This window comes from Exiguobacterium sp. SH0S2 (genome assembly GCF_004337185.1).
Classification (GTDB): Bacteria; Bacillota; Bacilli; order Exiguobacteriales; family Exiguobacteriaceae; genus Exiguobacterium; species Exiguobacterium aurantiacum_A.
This window is the reverse complement of the sequence record NZ_SJVB01000004.1, coordinates 217067-238950: the sequence shown is the minus strand read 5'-3', so window position 1 is coordinate 238950 and position 21884 is coordinate 217067. Positions and strand designations below refer to the sequence as shown.

Here is a 21884-nt window from a genome sequence, read left to right as displayed (position 1 = left end):
GTTTTTTCTAAAGGAGGACTACTGTGAATATTTTGACGCTCAACTGTCACGCCTGGTTAGAAGATCGGCAACAAGAGAAAATCGACTCAATCGTGGAACGGATCGCGAGCGAGGAGTATGACATCATCGCGCTCCAAGAAGTGAACCAACATAAAGAAGCGCCGCTGATTGACGGTCTCATCCGTGAAAACAACTTTGCCCACGTCCTCGTTGAAAAACTCCGTGAGCAAGGGGTCGCCTATTACATGACATGGGATTTCGCCCATTACGGATATGACATCTACGAAGAAGGCGTCGCGATCTTATCGCGGACACCGTTCGTCTCGACCGAGTCGTTCTTTGTCTCCCAAACGACCGACCCGAACGATTACAAGTCTAGAAAAATCGTCAAAGCCGTCGTCAGTGGCACTGACGAACCGACGGCCGTCTACTCGTGCCATCTCGGTTGGTGGCATGATGCGGACGAACCGGCTCGTCACCAGCTCGATGAACTGCTTCGCCGCGTCGAAGATGACGACCGGGCTCTCCTGCTCGGCGACTTCAACAACGACGCGTTTCTGCGCGGTGAAGGCTACGACTATTTGATCGACCACGGTCTTCAAGACTTGTTCTTTCTCGCGGCTGAGCGTGAAGGCGATGCGACCGTCCAAGGAAAAATCGCCGGTTGGGACGAGAACAAGCAGGCGCTTCGCATCGACTTGATGTTGACGAACGCCCCGATCCACGTTTCGCGTCACGCCGTCGTCTTTGACGGCGACAACGGACCAATCGTGTCAGACCATGCCGGTGTCGAAGCGACCGCGTTTTGGCGATGAGACAACCCCTTTCTTTCTGAACTGGAGAGAAAGGGGTTTTGCTTTGCCAAAAAATCCTGTATGGTTGGAAACGACTGATGTCTAACAACCTTTGAACGAAAGAAGTGATTACATCTTGACGACCACCCCATCGCTCAGTCGCAACGACTGGACGCTCATCTTATCACTGGCGTTGCTCACGTTCGTGCTCGGCACGAGTGAGTTCGTCATTGTCGGAATTTTACCCGATATCGCGGATGGACTGACCATCTCGATTGCCACCGCCGGGACGCTCGTGTCCGCCTTCGCCATCAGCTTTGCCATCGGCACCCCGCTCATGATGTCGTTCACGAGCCATATGCCGAAACGACGACTTATGCTCGGACTCACGCTCGGCTTCATCGTGCTCAATTTCTTGAGTAGCCAAGCACCGAACTACGGTCTTCTGCTATCAACACGCATGGTGACCGCGGTCGTGACCGGTGTGCTCATCTCGCTCGCCATGCTTGTCGCCAGTGAATCGGTACCGCCGACGAAGCGCGGCATCGCCGTCTCGTTCATCTTCGGCGGCTTCACGATGGCGAACGTGTTCGGTGTTCCGCTCGGGACTTTCATCGGGCAACGCGCGGGCTGGGAAGCGACGTTCTTCATGACGACCGCACTCGGTGTCGTCGCCTTATTCGCGGTCTACCGCGTCGTCCCCAACCAGTTATCGAGCGCGAAGACATCGATCTCTGACCAGCTCCGGCTCTTGACGAATCCGCGTATTTTGATCGCCTTCTTCATCCCGGCTTTCGGATTCGGTGCGACGTACGTCGTCTATACGTATCTCGTCCCGATCTTAAAAGGCGTGCTCGGCGTTCCGGTCGCATGGGTCAGTCCGATCCTGCTCGCCTACGGTTTCATCTCGATCTTCAGCAACATGGCGGCCGGGAAAATCGCGAGCCATAACCCGATCGGTCGGCTCCGGTTCGTCTTTCTCATCCAAGCGGTCGTGCTCGCGGCGCTTTATGTGACGACGTCGAACGTGACGCTCGGTCTCATCAACATCGCCCTCATGTCGTTCATGGCGATTCTGCTCACGACGTCGACGCAAATTTATTTGATCGATTTGGCCGAGAAGTTCAACCCAGATGCGAAAGGACTCGCCTCGTCACTCATGCCTGTCGCGAGCAACGTCGGCATCGGCATGGGGTCTGCTCTTGGTGGTCTCGTCTATGCGAACGCACCGGTCATGATGCTCGCCCTCGTCGGTGGCGCCGTCGCCTTACTGACCGCGGCTTTGACGTCACTCAGTCATCGTCTCGACCAACGCTAAACAGCGTGCCCGAACCCGGGCACGCTGTTTTTTTAGAGCCAATCTACGATTTGATCGATCGTCTCATCAAGTTGTTCTCTTGCGCTGAGCGGGCTGTCGTTATCCCCGTCTTGCGGCCCGTACATCCCAAAGTTGGCATGATTGCCACCTTCGATCTGATGGAACGTGGCGTCACTCGGCACGCTGTCAAGGCTCGTCTCGATATCGGCCGGTGTCGCCAGACCATCCAATTCACCCGAGATCGACAAGACGCGCAAGTCGCTATCCGTCATCGAGCTGATCGGATACGAGGCGAGGAAGATGACCCCGTCGACTTTATCTTCGTTTTCGAGCGCATAGCCCGAGGCGGCCGAACCGCCGAGCGAATGACCGGCGACGTACCAGCGCTCGATATCGGGATGTGACTCGATGATTGTTTCCGCCGCATCGATATCTAAGATGCCGAGGTTCAAGCGCAGCGACGGGATGGCGACAAAGTTCCCTGCTTCCGCCAATCTGGTCCCGTAATAGGCGTACGCCTCTTTATCGACTTTTGCACCCGGGTACAAGATAATCCCGACCTCACTCGCCGGGTCTCCGAACTCGAGTCGGTTGTCGACCTGTTCAGCTTCAGCCGCATAGCCAAGCGCTTCATCCGTCGGTCCGTACGTCAGTTGCGTCCAAACGACGAAGCCGATCACGGCGACAAGGATGACAGCAAGCAACGACAGTCCGATCCACTTCAGTTTTCTCTTCATTATATACCTCCATTTGCATCCACTTCGTCGTCACGGTACACTAATAGTAAAAAAGGGAAATACCAGGGGGACACCATGACGAAAAGTTCTGTAACCACGACGATTCAGTGGTTTATTTTTATTTTAGCTACCAACATTGTACCACCGCTCGCCATCGCCGCCCTATTTGAACTGTCGCCGGCCGAGACGATGACGTTCATCTCGCGCTCGCTGTTCATCTTCGCATTGTTCAGCATCATCCAGACGCTGTTCGGTCACCGTCTGCCGATCTTAGAAGGACCGGCCGGCATTTGGTGGGGTGTGTTCACACTTTATGCCTCGATCGGCCCTGCCCTTTACGGTAGCGGGCAAGAGACGCTCCAAGCGCTCGGCTTCATGCTGTTCTTGAGCGGTGTGCTCGGCGTCGTCATGACCGTGACCGGACTGCTACGGCGCATGTTGTCTCTGTTCACGCCTCAAGTGCTCGGCGTCTATATGATTTTGCTCGTCCTGCAATTATCCGGTGCCGTCATTAAAGGCGGTTTCGGTGTGAGCGAGGACGGCATCAATATCGTGCAAGCCGTCGCGACAGCCGGGCTCGTCTTATTCGCACTCACGCTCGAGCGGAGCCGCTTCAAACAATACGGTCTCGTCATGACGCTTTTCGTCGGGTTCGGGTTGTTCAACCTGCTCGGTCTCGGCAACCCAATCGTTCGTTCGGACTCGTTCTTCCTCGTTCCCGAGCTGTTCCCGTTCGGCGCTTGGGTATGGGATTGGAACTTACTTCCGACCGCTTTCGTCATCACACTTCTACTCATGACAAACGTGCTCGCGAACATCAAATTGATTGAGCGCATCGTCAGTTCACGGACGAAACAACAAGTCGAAGGCAACGTCGCCGCGTCCGGCGTCGTCAGCGGTGTCAGTCAGATGGTCGCTGGTTTGTTTGGAACGCCTGGACCGGTCGCGATCTCTGGGACAGCCGGTTTCTTGTCGTCAACGGAGAGCGTGCACCGTGCCCCTCACCTCGTCGCGCACGGCTTGATGATGGTGCTCGCTTTGATCGGACCGTTCGTGTCGCTCATCGCAAGCATCCCGGCCGCGGTCGGGTACGCCATCGTCACCCCGCTCATCGCGACGATGATCATCATCGGGATTAACGAGGCCGCGTTCGAGTTGAACCAAAAGACGGCGTCGCTCACGGTCGGCCTCCCGCTCGTCATCGGGGCCGGGGCGATGTTGCTCCCGCCTGGAGCGATGAACGATTTACCGCCGCTCCTTGCGACCGTGTTCTCGAACGGTCTCGTCCTCGGGACGGTCGTCGCCTTGACGACCGCCATCCTAAGCCGAATCCACGACTAAAAAAGAACTGACCTCGCGCCTGAGGTCAGTTCTTTTCGGTTACGTGCATATGGAAAGCTTTGTCGTGCGGCAAGACGGCACCGTCTTCCGCCTCGAAGTGTTCGCGGTCCTTGAAGTAAGCCGCAATCGTCAACGTGTCCCGATGAAGGGCACGCTTGAACGCTTGCTCGACCGTGACCGGTGTTCCGTCATCGTTTTTCAGTTCGAGACCCATCAGCTTGTAGCCGATCGTTTGACCACCACGGCTCATCTGGCACGCCTCGATCGCATAAGAGACGAGTGTCGGTGTGATGACCGCGTGGACGAACTCGCTCTTCACTTTCTTCCGAACGAGCTGTTCGACACCGAAACTTAGGAGCCCGGCAATGGCACCGTCAATCATGACGGCTTTCGTGCGTTTACTCGTCACTCGCTTCATTGGCTCATTCCCTGCATCATTCCGGACGTTAACACTTCCGTGCCTTGTCCTTCTTCTGCCGCCATGATCAAAGCTCGGGCCACATGTAACGCTTGGATTGGGGCCGCGTTTGGCACTTTTTCGAGCAACAGTGGTTGGAATGGGCGGCTGACGACTTCAGCCGCTTTCTCACCGAGCCGGAACGACTCGCGGTCGCCGAGTAAGAGCGACGGGCGAGCGATAATCAAGTGCTCGAACCCGAACACTTTGAGCCCGTTCTCGAGTTCGCCTTTCACTCGGTTGTAGAAGAACGGCGAGCGCAATGACGCACCTTGTGCCGAGACAACGGCGTAACGTGTGGCGCCGTGGCGTTTCGCGACACGCGCGACTTCGAGCGGCAACTCGAGGTCGACATGTTTGAACGCCTGCTGCGATCCGGCGACGGCAATCGTCGTACCGAGTGCACAGTACACATCGTCAATGTGAGGCAACGTCTCATCCATCTTCTCAAAGCCGACAACTTCATGTAATTTCGGGTGACTCCAACGTTTCGAGCGGCGGACGACGATCCATACCGCGTCATACCGTTCTTGTTCGAGCAACTGCTCGACGAGCTCGCGTCCGATCAAACCGGTCGCGCCGACAACGAGTGCTGTTTTTCCCATCCTAGTTCCCCCTTGTTACGTACTCCTTTCAGTCTAGCTGACTTGCCGTTCATCGGCAACGACCTCGTCGGGACTGAACCGATCGACGAGACGGAAGAAACCGTTTAAGAACAGGGCTGTGAATGAGCCGGCAACGATGGCGCTATCCGTGAACAGTTGGATCGATTCCGGCATATTGGCGACAATGCCTGGGTTGGCTGTGATGCCGAGCCCGATGCCGATCGAGAGCGCGATCGTGATCAAGTTCTCGTTTTTCGCAAAATCGACTTGGCTAAGGATGCGAATCCCCGACGCGGCGACCGTTCCGAACATGACGAGCATCGCCCCACCGAGCACCGGTTTCGGGATGAGCGTCGTGAACGTCGCGACTTTCGGCAAGAAGCCGAGCAAGATCAAAAGTCCGCTCGTCCAAAAGATGACACGACGTGATTTGACACCCGACAGCTGGACGAGTCCGACGTTTTGACTGAACGTCGTGTACGGGAAGCTGTTGAAGATCCCGCCGAGGATCGTCGCCACACCTTCGGCTCGGTACCCTTTCGTCAATTCGTTTGATCCGATCGGTTTTTTCGTGATGTCACTCAATGCCAAGAACACACCGGTCGATTCGATCATCGAGATGATGGCGACGAGCGTCATGACGAGAATGGCCGACACGTCAAACGTCGGCACCCCGAAGTAGAACGGCTGCACCATTTGGAACCAGCCGGCCTCACGGACCGGGCTGAAATCGACGAGACCGAGGAACGTGGCGACACCGGTACCGATCAAGACGGCGAACAAGACCGCTGCCGCCCGACTGAACACGGTACCGACTCGGTTCAAGACGAGAATCAAACCGATCGTCAATCCGCCGAGCGCCAAGTTTTGTATTGAAGCGAAACCAGGCTCACCCGGTGTCCCGCCGCCGATATCATTGATGGCGACCGGGATGAGCGAGAGGCCGATGATCGTCACGACCGAACCAAGGACGACCGGCGGGAAGAATCGGGCCAGTTTGCCGACGAAGCCTGAAATCAAGATGACGATGACACCGCTCGCAATCAACGCCCCATAAATCGCTGTAATACCGCTCGAACTGCCGATGGCGATCATCGGACCGACCGCTGTGAACGTACAACCGAGCACGACCGGTAGCCCAACACCAGTGAAGCGGGTCGTCCATACTTGAAGCAATGTCGCGACGCCGCACATGAACAAATCGATGGCGACGAGATACGCGAGCTCAGTCGGTCCGAGCCCGATGGCCCCACCGACGATAAGCGGGACGATGGCCGCGCCTGTGTACATCGCGAGCAGATGTTGGAACCCGAGACTGGCCGTTTTGAACGTGTTCATCGGACCACCTCTACGAATGAGATGCTATCTGCTCCAAGTTTGGCGATACGGGCGAGTGATTCGACACGATACCCTTTGTCGATCAGTTTTTCCCGTCCTGGCTGGAACGACTTCTCGATGACGATGCCGACACCCGCGACGGTCGCACCGGCCGACTCGACGAGCTGCGTCAAACCGAGCGCCGCTTCCCCGTTCGCGAGGAAGTCATCGATGACGAGGATACGCTCATCCGGTTGGACGAAACGACGGCTCAAGCTGATGCGGTTCGTCTCTTGTTTCGTGAACGAATAGACGTCCGCTTCGACGAGGTCGTCTTGGAGCGTGAGTGATTTTCGTTTGCGAGCGAACACGAACGGGATGCCGAGCTCGAGCGCCGTCATCATCGCCGGGGCGATCCCGCTCGATTCGAGTGTGACGATTCGGTCGATCTGGTCATCACGGAATCGGTCTGCGAATTCACGACCGATCGCCTGCATCAATTCAGGATCGACTTGGTGGTTCAGGAACGCATCGACTTTCAATACTTGGTCCGACAAGGCACGGCCTTCGTCTCTAATTTTGTCTTCTAACTGCTTCATTGTGTTTCCCTCCAATAAAAAAATGCGATTCGTCACCCCTACCCGGGGACGACGAACCGCATGAAAACACAAAGAATGCACACGACAAGCGTCACCCGTAGTCGAACCATTTACGGTGGTTCGGTAGAGACTTGTGAGCCATATTCTCACGGATATACGAGTGCGAATCTTTTTAGTTATATAAGATAAAGTTTATTGTAGACGAGATTGTAGAAATTGCAACCCGTTTATGAAAAGACTGCTAAAAGTCCGATTTTTCTGAAACTGCTGTATACTGAAGATACTGGAAAAACGAGAGGAGCCACATCCATTATGAAGCTATTCGTTCTTGGTGCCACCGGCCGGACCGGTCATCAGTTTGTCGATCAAGCGATCGAGCACGGCCATCATGTGACCGCCTTCGTGCGCGAACAGAAAAAACTCATCCCGACCCCACAGCTCGAGATCATAGAAGGCGACGTCTCGGACAGTTCGGCGTTGACCGACGCGCTCAAAGGGCACGACGCCGTCATCAGCTGTCTCGGGACCGATTTGAGTGACGCCGATTTCTTGGCCAGCGTGACCGATGCACTCGTCCCCGCCATGAAAGCGAACGATGTGACGCGCATTCTGTACCTCGCGTCTGCCGGGATTGACAAAGAGATTCCCGGGATCGCCGGAACGGTCGTGACGTTCATGCTCCGGAAGCCGCTTCGCGACCACCGGGCCGCGGTCGACCTGTGGCGCAACTCGTCGTTCGACTACACGATCGTGCGGCCGATGCAACTGACGGACGGTCCGCGAACATCGGTGTACCGGACGGACATCGACGGGATCCCTGCCGACGGTAAACAGATTTCACGCGCCGACGTCGCCCAGTTCATGTTGAACACGGTCGAAGAGAACAGTTTCGTCCGGCAGTCGGTCGGACTGGCGTACTAATTTTTTTGAATCCATGCTACAATATCGGATAGTCAACTTTGAAGGGAACGAATACGAATTATGAGTATATTAACAGTACAAAACTTGAGCCACGGTTTCGGTGACCGCGCCATTTTAAATGACGTGTCTTTCCGTCTATTAAAAGGTGAACACATCGGCCTCATCGGAGCAAACGGTGAAGGAAAATCGACGTTCATGAACATCATCACGCGCAAACTGCAACCGGATGAAGGGAAAATCGAGTGGGCGAAAAACGTCCGCGTCGGTTACCTCGACCAGCACGCCGTCCTCGCACGCGGGATGACGATTCGTGACGTGTTGAAAAGCGCGTTCCAATACTTGATCGACATGGAGACACGCATCGGCGAACTCTACATGGAAATGGGCGACGCGTCACCTGAACAGATGGACGACATGCTCGCTGAAGTCGGCGAACTGCAAGAGACGCTCGATTCGAACGACTTTTATATCATCGATGCGAAAGTCGAAGAAGTCGCCCGCGGACTCGGTATTTTAGACGTCGGTCTCGACCGCGATGTCGCTGACCTGTCAGGTGGACAACGGACAAAAGTGTTGCTCGCGAAGCTGCTCCTTGAGAAGCCGGACATCCTCCTCCTCGATGAGCCGACCAACTATTTGGATGAGATCCATATCGAGTGGTTGAAGCGTTACCTCCAGAACTACGACAATGCGTTCATCTTGATCTCGCACGATATCCCGTTCTTAAACAGCGTCATCAACTTGGTCTACCATATGGAGAACCAAGATTTGTCGCGTTACGTCGGCGACTACGACAAGTTTATGGAAGTGTACGAGATGAAACGGTCGCAGCTTGAGTCGGCTTATAAACGCCAACAAGCGGAAATCGCTGATTTGAAAGACTTCGTCGCCCGTAACAAGGCCCGCGTCTCGACACGAAACATGGCGATGTCACGTCAAAAGAAACTCGACAAGATGGACGTCATCGAGCTGAGCGCGGAACGTCCGAAGCCAGAGTTCCGTTTCTTGCAGGCGCGCACGTCAGGCCGTCTCATCTTTGACGCGAAAGGTCTCGTCATCGGTTACGATGAGCCGCTCTCACGTCCGCTCGACTTGCAGATGGAGCGCGGTCAGAAGATCGCCCTCGTCGGCGCGAACGGAATCGGGAAGACGACACTCTTGAAGAGTCTGCTCGGCTTGATCAACCCACTTGAAGGAACGGTCGAACGCGGCGAGTTCTTAGAGATCGGCTACTTCGAACAAGAAGCGGCCGTCAGCAACAACACGTGTATCGAAGAGATCTGGAGCGAGTTCCCGTCGCTCAACCAGCAACAAGTCCGGGCCATGCTCGCGAAGTGTGGTCTCATGACGAAACATATCGAAAGTAAAATTGCCGTCCTCAGTGGTGGCGAGAAGGCGAAAGTCCGCCTCTGTAAGCTCCAAAACAACGAGTCAAACTTACTTCTTTTCGATGAGCCGACGAACCACTTGGACGTCGACGCGAAAGAAGAGTTGAAGCGTGCGTTGAAAGAGTATAAAGGCAGCATCTTGCTCATCAGTCACGAACCGGAGTTCTACCAAGACATCGTCACCGACGTCTGGAACTGCGAATCGTGGACGACAAAAGTATTCTAAAACGTGTAGAGGAAGTGTCGCATGACAGGCCCAATCCAATTGAACGAACGCATCGTTCTCTATGACATCATTCGAGGGTTTGCCCTGTGCGGCATCTTCCTCGTCAACATCCCGAGCATGCTCGGGAGCGACTGGATCTTCGGTAAACCGATGTATGAAGGCAGTGACCTCGTCGTAAGGACACTGTTCGACTTGTTCATCCAGACGAAGTTCTATACAATTTTCTCTTTACTGTTCGGCATCGGCTTCTCGATTTTTCTCGAGCGTTCGTACGCGCGTGGGGACTCGGCGAGCCGCTATGTCCGACGCATCGTCATCCTTTTCTTGTTCGGACTTGCTCACCTGGCCATCTGGTCGGGTGACATCTTACATACGTATGCGATGTGGGGGTTGTTGCTCCCCTTGTTTTATGGATTGAGCAACCGCGCGATTTTGACGTGGGCGTGGAGTTTGTTGATCGGGAGTTTTCTCTTGTTCTATGGCTCATCTGTCTTGATGGAGTGGACGACGGGGTATTTCAATCCCGGCTATCCGTTCCCGACCGCGTATAACGCCGGTTTTGGTGCTTGGTTCGATTACCGGCTCGACGTCGAGATCTTTAGCGCGATCTCAAACTCTCTGCTTGTCGGGATTGAAATCTTTTGCCTATTCTTATTCGGTCTCTATATCGGGCGTGAGCGGAAGCTGCTCACATGGACGCTTCAAGGATTGACGCGGACGGCCATCATTTGCAGTGTTCTCGCCTTGCCGTTTTTCGGGGTCATCCTTTGGCATCGTTACGGCGGCGGCGATTACTACTGGACGAATCTAGCAGCCGTCCTCATCTCCGGAAAACTGCTCGCGACGACGTACGTCTGTCTGTTCACCGTCGCCGTCCGGAAAGGACTCACATTCCGTCCGCTCCAGGCGCTCGGCCGGATGGCGCTGACGAACTACTTGACGCACACGCTCGTCGTCGTCCTTCCCGTCATCGCGCTCGGGTATTACGGACGTCTGTCGCTCACTGAAGGATTGTTCTTGAGCATCGCGATTTTGATTGCCCAAACGTTCTTCTCGATGTGGTGGCTCAAATCGCATCGCTACGGACCGTTCGAGAAGTTATGGCGGATCGGGACGTACGGGATTCAGAAGAAAGTATCATAGCATGCAGAAAGGCTCGAAGCATCTCGCTTCGAGCCTTTCTCATTTCTTAGTTCGTCGCCGCTGCTGTCAACACAGGAACGATTTGTTTTTTACGTGATACGACGCCAGGAAGTGTCGCAAGGCCGTCTAACAGTTCGACGTTGAACGCTTGTTCGAACAAATCATGCTTCGCACCGACAACGAGTGCTTCTGAATCATTCGTCAAGATGTTCGTGATGGCGAAGACGAACAAGTCGAGCTGTTTGTCAGCAATCGTCTTAGCCATCGCCGCCTCGACTTCACTTTTACGGCTCAACACGTCGTTCGCGTCAACCGTGTTCACTTGGGCGATCTCAATGCGGTAGTCGCCCATCGCGAACTCTTTCGCGTCGAGCGAGATGAGTTCAGGCACCGTCTTCTGGCTCAAGTCGGCTCCTGCTTTCAACATTTCGAGACCGTACGCCTCGACGTCAGTTCCGGCGATGTCTGCAAGCTCTTTCGCTGCTTTGACATCCTCGTCCGTGCATGTCGGTGACTTGAACAAGAGCGAGTCCGAGATGATCGCCGATAGCATCAATCCGGCCATGTCAGATGCGATTTCGACACCGTGTTCTTTGTACAGCTTGAGCAAGATCGTCGCCGTGCAGCCAACCGGCTCCGCCCGGTAGTAGAGTGCGTCTGCCGTTTGGAAGTTAGCGATACGGTGGTGATCGACGACTTCTAAAATGCGTACGTCAGCAATGTCGGGCGCACTTTGTTGGAACTCGTTATGGTCTACCAAGATGACCGAGCTCGTTTCGTCCGATACACGTTCGACGAGGCGCGGCGCCTTGACACGGAAGTGGTCGAGCGCGTATTGCGTCTCCCCGTTCACCTCACCGAGACGGACCGCCTCGGCGTCCATGCCTAATTTCTTTTTCAGTTCAGCGTAAGCGAGCGCCGAACAGATTGTATCCGTATCTGGATTTTTATGTCCGAAGACAAGTACTGTACTCATGATGCATTCTCCTCACTGTTGTAGTTTTCCCTTATCCATTATACCGTCAATCCCCATTCTTTCAATTCCAAAACAAAAAGAGCCTAGACTCGGCTCTTCACGATTGTTCGTCTTCGTCTGTCTCTTCGAGGTCCGAATGATCACCTTTTGAATCTTCTTCGTGCGAGATATCCGGTTGGTCCCGGTTCAACTTCTCTTGTTCTTCTTGTTCACGTTTGTCTTTGTCTGACATCTGTCTCATCCTTTCGGTACTGAGTCTTGTCGTAGACTGTTCCCCGAGGTTGACGCGGTCAAACGGATGTCTCACATCCGTAAACAAACTGTCATGTCAGTCAGCTTGGACGAACACGACTTCATCCCCGCGGATCTCGACGTTGACGTCTTGTCCTTGGAACAACCATTCGTCCTGCTCGGCGACGACGAAACGAATTCCATCTGCGTTCGTCTCGACGACGGCGTTATCGATCTCTTCTGTGATGACACCGACCGAGAACCCGTGCGTCAAATCAGTCGAACCCCCGTATTTGGCGAACAGACGAACCGTCTGTCCCGCCTCGACTTCCATTTCGTCTTTAAAAAATTGGAGTGCTTCTTCCGTCACGTTGATCTTCATGTAACATCCTCCTCTCGACTTCTGTCTTCATTCTAATCGTTTCTCAAAAAGCGAGCGAGGAAGTTGCCTAGAGTGTCGTGCCCGAAAGATACGTGACGGTCAGACTTTGCGTCCTAACCGCACCGCCGTCCATCTCATCGAACGTCACGTCGAACAAGGCGCGACCGATTTCTTCATGCGGCGCGTGCATCGTCGATAAACCGAACGCCTGGCTGATTGGGTGGCCGTCAAACCCGAGGATGGCGACGTCTTCCGGTATGCGGACGCCACGCCGGCGCATCTCCCCTAAAAAACCGAGCGCGACGTAATCGGACGACAAAAAGAGCGCGCGGGAACGCTCTTTTCGTTGAAGGAACTCTGCCGCTAAGCGGATCCCGTCTTCACTCGTCAAGTAACCGGTCCATACCCATCGCTCACGCGCGGACGCCACTTCATCGAAGTAGGCCCGCTGACGCGCGATTGAGCTCGGACTAGACTGCCGCGATAAGACGATACCGATATCCTCATAGCCGGCTTGCGTTAACACATGCAATCCGGCGACGAACGCCGCGTAATGGTCGACATGGACCGAGGAAATCGTCTCAGGCGCACCGACCGTCGCGACCGAGATCGGGCCGAAACTACGGTACGTCTCCAATTCTTCGAACGACATCGCATGCGACAACAGAATTGCCCCATCGACTTCACGATGCTTCAGTAAGTCGAGTGCTTGCCGCTCTTGATCAAGCTTGTACTCGGTCTGCCACATGACGAGACGATACCCTTTCACGAGCGCCGCTTTCGCGAGTCCGTTGACGAACAGTCCGTAGTACGGATGGTCCATATACGGCAACACGACGACGAATCGCTGCGTGCGCCCAGTCGACAGCGTCAGCGCCTGCTGATTCCGTAAATAGCCAAGCTCTGCCATCGCCGCATGGACACGCTGTCGCTTTTCTTTTGAAACGTATGGATGTTCATTAATCACCCGCGAGACCGTCGTCACCGACACGTCCGCTTGTTTCGCGATATCTCGAATGTTCGCCATCCCGCCTCACCTCAATCTGTCAGTCTTTCCATATAGTGTACCCATTCTACTGACCGACTGTCATCTCTTGCCATCACTTGTCGCCGAATCGCTTGGGCGAGACGAAACCGTTCTTCGACGGATAAATGAAGAAACTCATCTTGAAACTGGGCGCACAACATGCGTCCGAACGGTGTGTACAATTGATTGATGACCAGTTCATAGACGATCCCGCTACACCAAGCCTTCCACGTCGTCGGATTCATCAGGCTTCCCTCCTTTGACTCTACCGTACATTCTGAAACGCGTTTCAGAGCAAGCACTTTAGTAATAATCTCTAATTCCGAACATTAAACGCTAAAATGAGAAATTTTTTAGTTTTTTAACTCGAAATCATTGACGATGTCGATTCGATTTCGTATAGTCAACAAGTTGATAACGTGTATTCCACTTTACCGGACAGTTAATGTTCGGAAATTACTACTTATAAGGAGTCTTTCTAATGAACTTATTCCGTTTACAGCAACAGGGAACGAACGTTAAACAAGAAGTGATGGCCGGCATCACGACGTTCGTCACGATGGCCTACATCTCGGTCGTCAACCCGGCGATTTTATCCGACGCAGGCATTCCGTTCGCCCAGGCGTTCACGGCGACCATCATCGCCATCTTGATCGGAACCGGATTGATGGCGTTCTATGCCAACCTGCCGATCGCGGTCGCACCTGGGATGGGCTTGAACGCCTTCTTCGCCTATACACTCGTCGCGCAACAACAGATTGCACCCGAAGCCGCGCTCGGCGTCGTCTTCGTCTCGTCGGTCTTCTTCCTGATCTTGTCGCTGTCACCGATCCGGACGAAACTGATTCAAGCGATCCCCGCTTCATTGAAGCACGCCATCACGACCGGTATCGGGTTGTTCATCGCTTCGCTCGGCTTGAAGCTGTCTGGACTCATCGTCGCGGATGAAGCGAACCTCGTCCGTCTCGGGGAGTTGTCGTCACCGAGCGTCTTGCTCGTCCTCGGTGGGCTGATCGTCTCGGCGCTTCTGTTCTCACGTAACGTCCCGGGTTCCCTTCTTATCGGGATGGTGCTCACAGGGATCGCGGCCTACTTCATGGGTCTATTGAAAATCGAAGGCGTGACGGCGATGCCGACGCTACCGGAAGGGTTGATGGTCAACCCGCTCACCGCTTTCTCTGACGTCATCCAATATGGCTTATTCGGGGCCGTATTGTCGTTCTTCCTCGTCACGTTGTTCGACACGACGGGAACGCTCGTCGGTGTCGGCAAGCAAGCCGGTTTGTTGAAAGAAGACGGGACGATCGAGAACGGGCACCGGGCCTTGTTCGCTGATTCACTCGCAACGATGGGGGGCTCACTCGTCGGAACGAGTCCATCGACGGCCTACATCGAGTCGGCCGCAGGTGTCGCCCAAGGTGGACGGACCGGACTGACGACAGCCGTCGTCGCCGGCTTGTTCGGTCTCACGTTGTTCTTTAGTCCGCTCATCGGTGCGATCTCAGGTGTCGCCGCCATCACGGCGCCGGCCCTCATCATCGTCGGCGCACTCATGCTGACGAACGTCCGCTATATCGATTGGACAGATTTCAGTGAATACTTCCCGGCGTTCATGACGATCCTCATCATGCCGCTCTCAGGCAGTATCGAACGTGGGATCGCCTTCGGCTTCATCCTCTACCCGATCTTCAAGGCGATGAACAAAGAGACGGTCCACCCGCTCATCTACTTGTTCGCCGGATTGTTTATTTTGGAAATGTTTTTCCTATAATACTTTACTTTAACCCTCGTTCCCGACGAGGGTTTTTCTGTTATTAATCAGGGAATCACTGTCGTATAGCAGTTTCTTCATGAATATGTATTCATTATCATTTAGTTCTCAATTAGACAGTATTTTACATTTTTTTGAGAAAATGATTCCATTTTTCTGTTTTGTGCTCATTTGTTATGGAATAATAACTGTGAAACCGTTTTCGAATTTGACTAAAATCAGGAAAGAAGGAATGGACATGCCAAACGTGGCGTTGTTCGTCACTTGTCTCTCCGATACGTTATTCCCATCGGTAGGACAAGCGACGGTCGAACTATTAGAACATCTCGGTTGTGACGTCAGCTTCCCGTTCGAGCAGACGTGCTGCGGTCAACCGGCCTATAACAGCGGCTACCATGAAGAGACGAAAAAGATTGCCAAACACATGATTGAGACGTTCGAGAAAGCGGACGCCGACTATATCGTCGGACCGTCCGGCTCGTGTGTCATGATGATGCGCGACTATCCGCACTTGTTCAAAGACGATCCTGTCTGGAAAGAGCGGGCTGAAGCCCATGCGGCGAAGACGTTCGAACTGACGCAGTTCATCGTCGACGTGCTCGAAGTGACAGACGTCGGGGCGAAATTCCCGGCGAAAGCGACGTATCACGCCTCGTGCCATATGACGCGCCTGCTCGGGATCGAGGCGGCACCGGGACAGTTGTTGAAAAACGTTGATGGGTTGACGATGGTCCCACTCGAAGGGGTACATAACTGTTGCGGCTTCGGCGGGACGTTCTCGGTCAAGATGCCGGACGTGTCGGTACAGATGGTCGACGAGAAAGTCGAGTCGATTTTAAAATCAGGGGCCGACGTGTTGATCGGCGCTGATGCGTCTTGTTTGATGAACATCGGGGGGCGCCTGCATAAACAAGGGCATCCGATCAAGGTGATGCATATCGCGGAAGTGTTGAACGAAGGGGTGAAACAAGCATGAGCATGGGGATTCGGTTAGATGAGAAGTTTCAAGATCGGCGGAAAGACGGGATCGATAACCCGTTCATGCGCCAAGCCGTCAGCTCGGCGCAAAACCGCCTGCGCGACGGACGTTTGAACGCGGCCGGGGAACTCGGGGATTGGGAAGCGTTCCGCGACCATTCGGAAGAGATTCGCCAGCACGTGCTCGAGCATCTCGATTATTACTTACACCAGTTGAGTGAGAATATCTCGAAGCGGGGCGGCAACGTCTTCTTCGCCGAGACGCCGGAGGAAGCGAACCGCTATATCCGCGAAGTCGTGCGCGCAAAAGACGCCAAACACGTCGTCAAATCGAAGTCGATGGTGACCGAGGAGATCGGGTTGAACGAGGCGCTTCACGAAGAAGGGTGTACGGTCGTCGAGTCGGATCTCGGGGAATGGATCCTTCAGCTCGACAACGACCCACCGTCGCACATCGTCGCACCGGCGCTCCACAAAGACCGGAACGATGTCCACAAGACGTTCACGACCCATGGCTACGACGGAACGAACGACCCGACCGAGCTCGGCCGCTACGCGCGCCGTGAGCTGCGCAAAGACTTCTTGAAAGCAGAGGTCGGCATCACCGGTTGTAACTTCGCCATCGCCGAGAGCGGCGCCGTCGGTCTCGTCACGAACGAAGGTAACGGGCGGATGGTCACGTCACTCCCGAACACCGTCATCTCGGTCATGGGGATGGAGCGGGTCGTCCCGTCTTACGAAGAGTTCGAAGTGCTCGTCAACATGTTGTGCCGGAGCGCGGTCGGTCAACGGCTCACGTCATATATCACGACGTTCGCCGGCACGAAAAGCGTCGGTGAAGTCGACGGCCCGGAAGAATTCCATCTCGTCATCGTCGACAACAAGCGGTCCGGCATTCTCGGGACTCAGTTCCAGTCCGTGCTCCAATGTATCCGTTGCGCGGCATGTATCAACGTCTGCCCTGTCTATCGCCATATCGGCGGCCACGCCTACGGCTCGATTTATCCGGGACCGATCGGCGCCGTGCTCGCCCCGCTGCTCGACGGTTACGAGAACTATAAAGAACTGCCGTATGCGTCAAGCCTTTGTGGTGCCTGTACGGAAGCGTGTCCGGTCAAAATCCCGCTCCATGAACTGTTGATCGAGCATCGCCGCGTCATCGTCGAAGACAAGAAAAAATCGCCGTTCGTCGAACGCATCGCCATGAAAGGCTTCGCCGTCACATCATCGAGCCCGTTCTTGTTCGAGGCGGCCGAACAGATCGCGCCGTTCGCGTCGTCCCCGTTTGCGACAGCGGGGCAAATCGACAAAGGCTTACCGGCTTGGACCGACTCGAAAGACTTGCCGCAGCCGGCCAAACAGACGGTCCGCGACTGGTTTAAGAAACGGGGGAATGCACAATGAATCCAGGAACGATCACCAACCGTGAAGACTTTTTAAAGCGGATCGCGGGACAACTCGGACGCGACGTCGATTTGACGCCTCCGAAACGAGTATACAAGCACCGTCCGCAAGACGAGGTGTTGAAAGACGCTTCAACAGAGGAACTCCTCGAGACGTTCCGTATGGTCGCGACGCGCATTCATACCGACGTCGTCGAATGTGAGTCGACTCATCTCGATGACACGCTCCGTCTTCTCCTCGAACGATACGACGGCAAGACGATTATCGCCGAGGACGATGCACGCATTAAGGAATGGGCACCCGAAACGAGCCGGTCGTTCGACTGGTGGGATGCCGCGCGTCCGGATGACAGCCGCGCCCTTGCCGTGAAAGCTGACGTTGGGATCACGATTGCCGACCAAGCACTCGCTGAAAGTGCGACCATCGTCCAATACGCGGCCCCCGGAAAATCGCGGACGATCAGCTTGTTGCCACAAGATCACATCGCCATCATCCCGAAATCGGTGCTCGTGCCCCGGATGACGCAAGCGGCGAAACAACTGGCCGAACTCGATCGCAACGGCGAGCTCGCCTCACCGCAAGGCGTCAACTTCATCTCGGGCCCGTCAAACTCGGCCGATATTGAGATGAACTTGATCGTCGGTGTCCACGGACCGGTCCGTGTCGCCTACGTTCTCGTACATGATCTCTAACGAAAAGACTCGCCACGACGGCGAGTTTTTTCGTTTATTCTTTATTCGACGGTGATGCTGCCGTTCGTGCTCGTCAGTTTGACTTCAAGCGCACCGTCCCCGAACGTCCGCTCGTTCGTCCGATGCCCAAATATGTCAAGTTGGCCGTTTCTCGTCTTGGCGCGGATGACGGTGTCGCTCGGCTCTTGCTTCAGACGCAGTTCGATTTTTCCGTTCGTCGTCTTCAATCGAAGCGGATGTTCAATCGCATCAATCACACAATCGATACGTCCGTTTGACGACTTCGCCTTGATTGCGCCGTCCACGTCGACGATGTCGAGCCGACCGTTTGACGATTGCAGAGTGAGACGTTCAATGACAGAATCTCTCACTTCGACTCGACCGTTCGATGTTTGAACGTCAAAGTCTTGGCCCGCGCTCATCGTCAGGCAGACGTTCCCGTTTGACGAGCGCACCGTCCCGTGACCGGCCCGGACCTCACTCGCGTTGATGCGACCGTTCTCGCTCTCGACCTCAATCAAAGCAGCTCGCACCTCACGGACGTCACTCGAGCCGTGCCGATTGTTCAGACGGACCGACTCATACGTGTGACGCGGCAACTCGACATGCAACACCGGTGTTTTCGTCCCGAACCACGAGAACAAGTCGGACAGTCCGAAGCGGCGTTCCGACTCGATCCGCACCTCGAGCGTGTCGTTGACGATATCCATCTTGACGCCATGTTCGGTCTCATCTTCTAGTGTCGCGTAGGCATAGCCGTCCGCGGACGGTACAACGTTCACGTGCGCATTTTGAACGCGAATCGAGACGTGTTGAAACGCCACGTTTGGGCTCTTGACGATGGCAGGCGGCGCAATCGGCTCCGCCGCAATCGAATCGACCGACACGAGCAGTTCTGAGGCGAGCATGTTCGGTGTCCCGAGCTCCTCGGCCATCGCTTCGTCACTTTTCCCATCGAGTCGCCCGCTCGCAAAGTATTCCGCAACGTCCCGCAAAATATCGACCCGATCGATGATGCTGATCCCCATGAGCAACCGTTCGAGTTCAGTTAAATACTGCTCTTCTGTCATTTGTCGTCTCCCCTTTTGATCAATTCGTTGACTCCGGTCGTGAATGATTCCCATTCCGCTCGCAATTCGTCTAGATGGACCTTCCCTTGCTCCGTGATGGCGTAGTACTTCCGTGGCGGTCCTTCTACCGACTCCTTCAAATACGTCGTGAAGTAGCCTTCCGACGTGAGTCGCCTGAGGAGCGGATAGACCGCCCCTTCCGAGATGGCAACTCTTGCCGAGATTGCTTGGACGAGCTCATAACCGTAACGGTCATTCGTCTCGACGAGTGCAAGTACACACAAGTTTAAGACCCCTTTTTTAAATTGAGGGTTCAATCGATTCGCCTCCTCTACTGTTCATTAAACAATAGCATATCATTCACTACTATTCAATAGATATTAGCTAACGTGTTTACTGCATCTCGATAAGTGGTATATCGCTGCAGAAATCTGTACAATAGGGGAACGACACTCGTAGTAAAATAATTGTCACAGCCGGAATGTATGTAGTTCCAGGAAGGAACGGTCCCTATGAAAGCTTGGATTGACGAGCGGATCGGAAGGCAGTTTTTATTCGTCTTCTATTTATTCATTGGACTGATCCTCCTCACCTCACTCGCCGTATACGTATATACGGAAAATCGAATCGAAGAGACGACTTCATCGCTCGAGAACGTCAGCGAACGTCGCACGAATGCGACCGAGCTCTTCGAGACATGGCAGTCGATGCAATATGAGATGCGCGGTTACGTCCTCCTCGGTGACGAGGAGTTACTTGCCCGCGTCAAAGAGAAACAAGTCTTGATCGAGACACAGACCGCCTGGTTCGAAACGAACGCGGTCACAGAAAAAGAACAGACGTATGCGGGGGATGCCCGAGCGTTATTCTCAGCCTATCAACAACGCGTCATGCCGAGCCTCGAGCGTTACGTCGTTGCGAAACGGGAAGGTACGGTCACCGAGCCGTTCCTGCAAATGCCGACGCTCGGGAAAGTGACGCCTCAAACCGAAGCTCAGGCCGATCGGAAGTTCAAGATCAATGCGAAGAGCGCGGCTGACATGAGCGCGAGCATCGTCGACATGGAGACGGTGTTCACCGAATACCGCAACGTATTGAACGCGGAAGAAAACCAACTCCGTGCACAGCTCGCCACCCATACGAAATGGGCGCAAGTGCTTTGGCTCCTGTCACTACTCGCGGTACTATTCGTCCTCTTCATTGCGGTTCGGCCTTACGTAAAACGGTTGACCGATCAACTGCAAGAGTTGATCACGAACAGCGAACGGCTCACCGACGACCGAGTCATACCCATCCCTGTTTTGGTATCGACTCGGAACGAGGTCGGGCAACTGACCGAATCGTTCCGTCAAATGGCGTCGTCGCTGTCGTCGCAACGTTATCAAGTCGAAGAAGAGCGTGAGAAGACCGCGCGGCTCTTGCACTCAATCCGTGACGCCGTCATTTATGTCGAACATACGACGCATGAGAAACTCGCCAACCAGGCGCTCTTCGTCATGTTCAATCAGGCCATCACGAAGCAAAACGAGACGGACCTTTATCGGCTTGATGCCGACCTTGAAGAACTCGGTCTCCAAGTCGATCAAAAAGACTCGTTCTTCTCGTTCATGCGCCGAGCGTTCGACGGTGAAGCGATGGAAGAGAGCGTGACGTTCTCAATGAATCAAGAAGAACGGTTCATCCAAATGTACGCCGAAAAGATTCATTTGCGCGGCACACGCCATGGTACGATGCTCGTCTTCCGGGATGTGACGCAAGAAACCGAGGTTGACCGCTTGAAGACAGAACTCGTCGCGACGGTGTCTCATGAATTGCGCACTCCACTCACGAGCATCATCGGGTTTACCGAACTTATGCGCTACCGGACGATGCCGGCTGAACGGACCGATCAATATTTAGGGATGATTCATCAAGAGACGCTCCGTCTCGAGGATTTAATCTCCAACTTACTCGATGTTCAGCGGATGGAGTCAGGTAAACAGACGTATCAAAACGAGCCCGAAAGCTTGTACGATATTTTGGCAGAAACGATTGCCGTCCATCAAGGCGCGAGTCAACACCACGACTTATCGTTTGAATGTGATAACGACATCCTCGTGTACGGGGACCGGAACCGGCTCAGCCAGCTGTTCACGAACCTGCTCCATAACGCGATCAAATATTCACCGAACGGCGGAAAAGTTGCGGTGTCCGTCACGAATGACCAGTCGGACGGCGTCGAAATTTCCGTCACGGACTCTGGCATCGGAATTCCGACTTCAGCGCTCCCGAAACTGTTCGACAAGTTTTATCGCGTCGACAATTCGGCCAGCCGGAAGATCGGTGGCACCGGACTCGGTCTTGCCATCTGTAAAGAGATTGTCGAAGGGCATGATGGGACGATCCGGGTCGACTCACGTGTCGGTCTCGGATCGACGTTCACGATCGTCTTGCCGAAATATATCGAGGAAGATCAAATGAGCGGCTAAACAATAAGGGATGACTCGCCTCGGGCGAGCCATCCCTTA

At 54.5% G+C, this 21884-nt stretch carries 23 protein-coding genes and 1 riboswitch; of the genes, 11 read left to right on the top strand and 12 right to left on the bottom strand.

Features of this window, described 5'->3' with window-relative positions; translation table 11 throughout:
- Positions 1–23 precede the first annotated feature (23 nt).
- Together EVJ21_RS11720 and EVJ21_RS11715 are read left to right on the top strand one after the other, a co-directional pair.
- Positions 24–815, top strand: a complete 792-nt coding sequence (locus EVJ21_RS11720; RefSeq protein WP_070328331.1) for an endonuclease/exonuclease/phosphatase family protein — start codon at positions 24–26, stop codon at positions 813–815.
- A gap of 115 nt (positions 816–930) precedes the next feature.
- A complete protein-coding gene (locus tag EVJ21_RS11715; RefSeq protein ID WP_236636586.1) occupies positions 931–2112 on the top strand; it encodes an MFS transporter in 1182 nt (393 codons plus the stop codon).
- Between the two features lie 32 nt (positions 2113–2144).
- Here EVJ21_RS11715 and EVJ21_RS11710 read toward each other — a convergent pair whose 3' ends face one another.
- Entirely contained in the window at positions 2145–2849 is a 705-nt protein-coding gene (locus EVJ21_RS11710) for an alpha/beta hydrolase (RefSeq protein ID WP_131490595.1), read from the bottom strand.
- A gap of 75 nt (positions 2850–2924) precedes the next feature.
- Here EVJ21_RS11710 and EVJ21_RS11705 point away from each other — a divergent pair, with 75 nt between their 5' ends.
- Complete coding sequence (locus EVJ21_RS11705) at positions 2925–4190, top strand: purine/pyrimidine permease (protein ID WP_071398849.1); 1266 nt, start codon at positions 2925–2927, stop codon at positions 4188–4190.
- Between the two features lie 25 nt (positions 4191–4215).
- On the opposite strand, the gene EVJ21_RS11700 is transcribed toward EVJ21_RS11705, so the two are convergent.
- The 4 genes from EVJ21_RS11700 to EVJ21_RS11685 are packed head-to-tail and all read right to left on the bottom strand — an operon-like array spanning position 4216 to position 7168.
- On the bottom strand, positions 4216–4608 hold the full coding sequence (locus EVJ21_RS11700) for an RDD family protein (RefSeq protein ID WP_131490594.1): 393 nt from the start codon (positions 4606–4608) through the stop codon (positions 4216–4218).
- The gene (locus tag EVJ21_RS11695) at positions 4605–5252 is read right to left on the bottom strand and encodes an NAD(P)H-binding protein (protein WP_131490593.1); all 648 of its coding nucleotides are present in this window, start codon (positions 5250–5252) and stop codon (positions 4605–4607) included. The genes EVJ21_RS11700 and EVJ21_RS11695 overlap by 4 nt, the downstream gene beginning before the upstream one ends.
- Positions 5253–5285: 33 nt before the next feature.
- A complete protein-coding gene (locus tag EVJ21_RS11690; RefSeq protein ID WP_131490592.1) occupies positions 5286–6590 on the bottom strand; it encodes a nucleobase:cation symporter-2 family protein in 1305 nt (434 codons plus the stop codon).
- Positions 6587–7168 carry a xanthine phosphoribosyltransferase gene (locus tag EVJ21_RS11685; protein WP_131465946.1) on the bottom strand — a complete coding sequence of 194 codons (582 nt, stop codon included), beginning with the start codon at positions 7166–7168 and terminating at the stop codon, positions 6587–6589. Before EVJ21_RS11685 ends, EVJ21_RS11690 begins: the two co-directional genes overlap by 4 nt.
- Positions 7169–7246: 78 nt before the next feature.
- Positions 7247–7348: riboswitch (purine riboswitch) on the bottom strand.
- A 132-nt stretch (positions 7349–7480) separates the two neighbouring features.
- Between EVJ21_RS11685 and EVJ21_RS11680 the strand changes: the two genes are divergently transcribed.
- Genes EVJ21_RS11680 through EVJ21_RS11670 form a run of 3 tightly spaced genes read left to right on the top strand, consistent with a single transcriptional unit; the run spans position 7481 to position 10846 of the window.
- Entirely contained in the window at positions 7481–8089 is a 609-nt protein-coding gene (locus tag EVJ21_RS11680) for an NAD(P)-dependent oxidoreductase (protein WP_070328339.1), read from the top strand.
- A 60-nt stretch (positions 8090–8149) separates the two neighbouring features.
- Positions 8150–9703 (top strand): ABC-F family ATP-binding cassette domain-containing protein, encoded by a 1554-nt coding sequence (locus EVJ21_RS11675; RefSeq protein ID WP_070328340.1) that lies wholly within the window; start codon positions 8150–8152, stop codon positions 9701–9703.
- A 21-nt stretch (positions 9704–9724) separates the two neighbouring features.
- Complete coding sequence (locus EVJ21_RS11670; RefSeq protein ID WP_131490591.1) at positions 9725–10846, top strand: DUF418 domain-containing protein; 1122 nt, start codon at positions 9725–9727, stop codon at positions 10844–10846.
- 46 nt (positions 10847–10892) lie between these two features.
- Here the strand turns inward: EVJ21_RS11670 and EVJ21_RS11665 are convergent, their stop codons facing one another.
- The 5 genes from EVJ21_RS11665 to EVJ21_RS11645 all read right to left on the bottom strand — a co-directional run bounded on the left by EVJ21_RS11665 (position 10893) and on the right by EVJ21_RS11645 (position 13707).
- Positions 10893–11822, bottom strand: coding sequence for a manganese-dependent inorganic pyrophosphatase (locus tag EVJ21_RS11665; protein ID WP_131465941.1), 930 nt, complete (start codon positions 11820–11822; stop codon positions 10893–10895).
- Positions 11823–11919: 97 nt separating this feature from the next.
- Positions 11920–12054 (bottom strand): hypothetical protein, encoded by a 135-nt coding sequence (locus tag EVJ21_RS15565; RefSeq protein WP_016507966.1) that lies wholly within the window; start codon positions 12052–12054, stop codon positions 11920–11922.
- Between the two features lie 96 nt (positions 12055–12150).
- Positions 12151–12435: a HesB/YadR/YfhF family protein gene (locus EVJ21_RS11655; protein ID WP_016507928.1), complete on the bottom strand. Its 285-nt coding sequence runs from the start codon at positions 12433–12435 to the stop codon at positions 12151–12153.
- A gap of 67 nt (positions 12436–12502) precedes the next feature.
- Positions 12503–13462: a LacI family DNA-binding transcriptional regulator gene (locus EVJ21_RS11650; protein WP_131490589.1), complete on the bottom strand. Its 960-nt coding sequence runs from the start codon at positions 13460–13462 to the stop codon at positions 12503–12505.
- 11 nt (positions 13463–13473) lie between these two features.
- Positions 13474–13707, bottom strand: coding sequence for a hypothetical protein (locus tag EVJ21_RS11645; protein ID WP_131444158.1), 234 nt, complete (start codon positions 13705–13707; stop codon positions 13474–13476).
- A 236-nt stretch (positions 13708–13943) separates the two neighbouring features.
- On the opposite strand from EVJ21_RS11645, the gene EVJ21_RS11640 reads away from it, so the two are divergent.
- The 4 genes from EVJ21_RS11640 to EVJ21_RS11625 all read left to right on the top strand — a co-directional run bounded on the left by EVJ21_RS11640 (position 13944) and on the right by EVJ21_RS11625 (position 18307).
- The gene (locus tag EVJ21_RS11640) at positions 13944–15233 is read left to right on the top strand and encodes an NCS2 family permease (protein ID WP_131490588.1); all 1290 of its coding nucleotides are present in this window, start codon (positions 13944–13946) and stop codon (positions 15231–15233) included.
- A 238-nt stretch (positions 15234–15471) separates the two neighbouring features.
- Positions 15472–16209, top strand: coding sequence for a (Fe-S)-binding protein (locus EVJ21_RS11635; RefSeq protein ID WP_070328569.1), 738 nt, complete (start codon positions 15472–15474; stop codon positions 16207–16209).
- Positions 16210–16211: 2 nt separating this feature from the next.
- On the top strand, positions 16212–17615 hold the full coding sequence (locus tag EVJ21_RS11630; protein WP_070328570.1) for a LutB/LldF family L-lactate oxidation iron-sulfur protein: 1404 nt from the start codon (positions 16212–16214) through the stop codon (positions 17613–17615).
- The gene (locus EVJ21_RS11625; RefSeq protein ID WP_131469344.1) at positions 17612–18307 is read left to right on the top strand and encodes a LutC/YkgG family protein; all 696 of its coding nucleotides are present in this window, start codon (positions 17612–17614) and stop codon (positions 18305–18307) included. The genes EVJ21_RS11630 and EVJ21_RS11625 overlap by 4 nt, the downstream gene beginning before the upstream one ends.
- 41 nt (positions 18308–18348) lie before the next feature.
- Here the strand turns inward: EVJ21_RS11625 and EVJ21_RS11620 are convergent, their stop codons facing one another.
- Complete coding sequence (locus EVJ21_RS11620; protein WP_131490587.1) at positions 18349–19377, bottom strand: DUF4097 family beta strand repeat-containing protein; 1029 nt, start codon at positions 19375–19377, stop codon at positions 18349–18351.
- Complete coding sequence (locus EVJ21_RS11615; RefSeq protein WP_131465935.1) at positions 19374–19694, bottom strand: PadR family transcriptional regulator; 321 nt, start codon at positions 19692–19694, stop codon at positions 19374–19376. The genes EVJ21_RS11620 and EVJ21_RS11615 overlap by 4 nt, the downstream gene beginning before the upstream one ends.
- 195 nt (positions 19695–19889) lie before the next feature.
- Between EVJ21_RS11615 and EVJ21_RS11610 the strand changes: the two genes are divergently transcribed.
- Positions 19890–21845 (top strand): ATP-binding protein, encoded by a 1956-nt coding sequence (locus EVJ21_RS11610; RefSeq protein WP_131465933.1) that lies wholly within the window; start codon positions 19890–19892, stop codon positions 21843–21845.
- Positions 21846–21884: the final 39 nt, after the last annotated feature.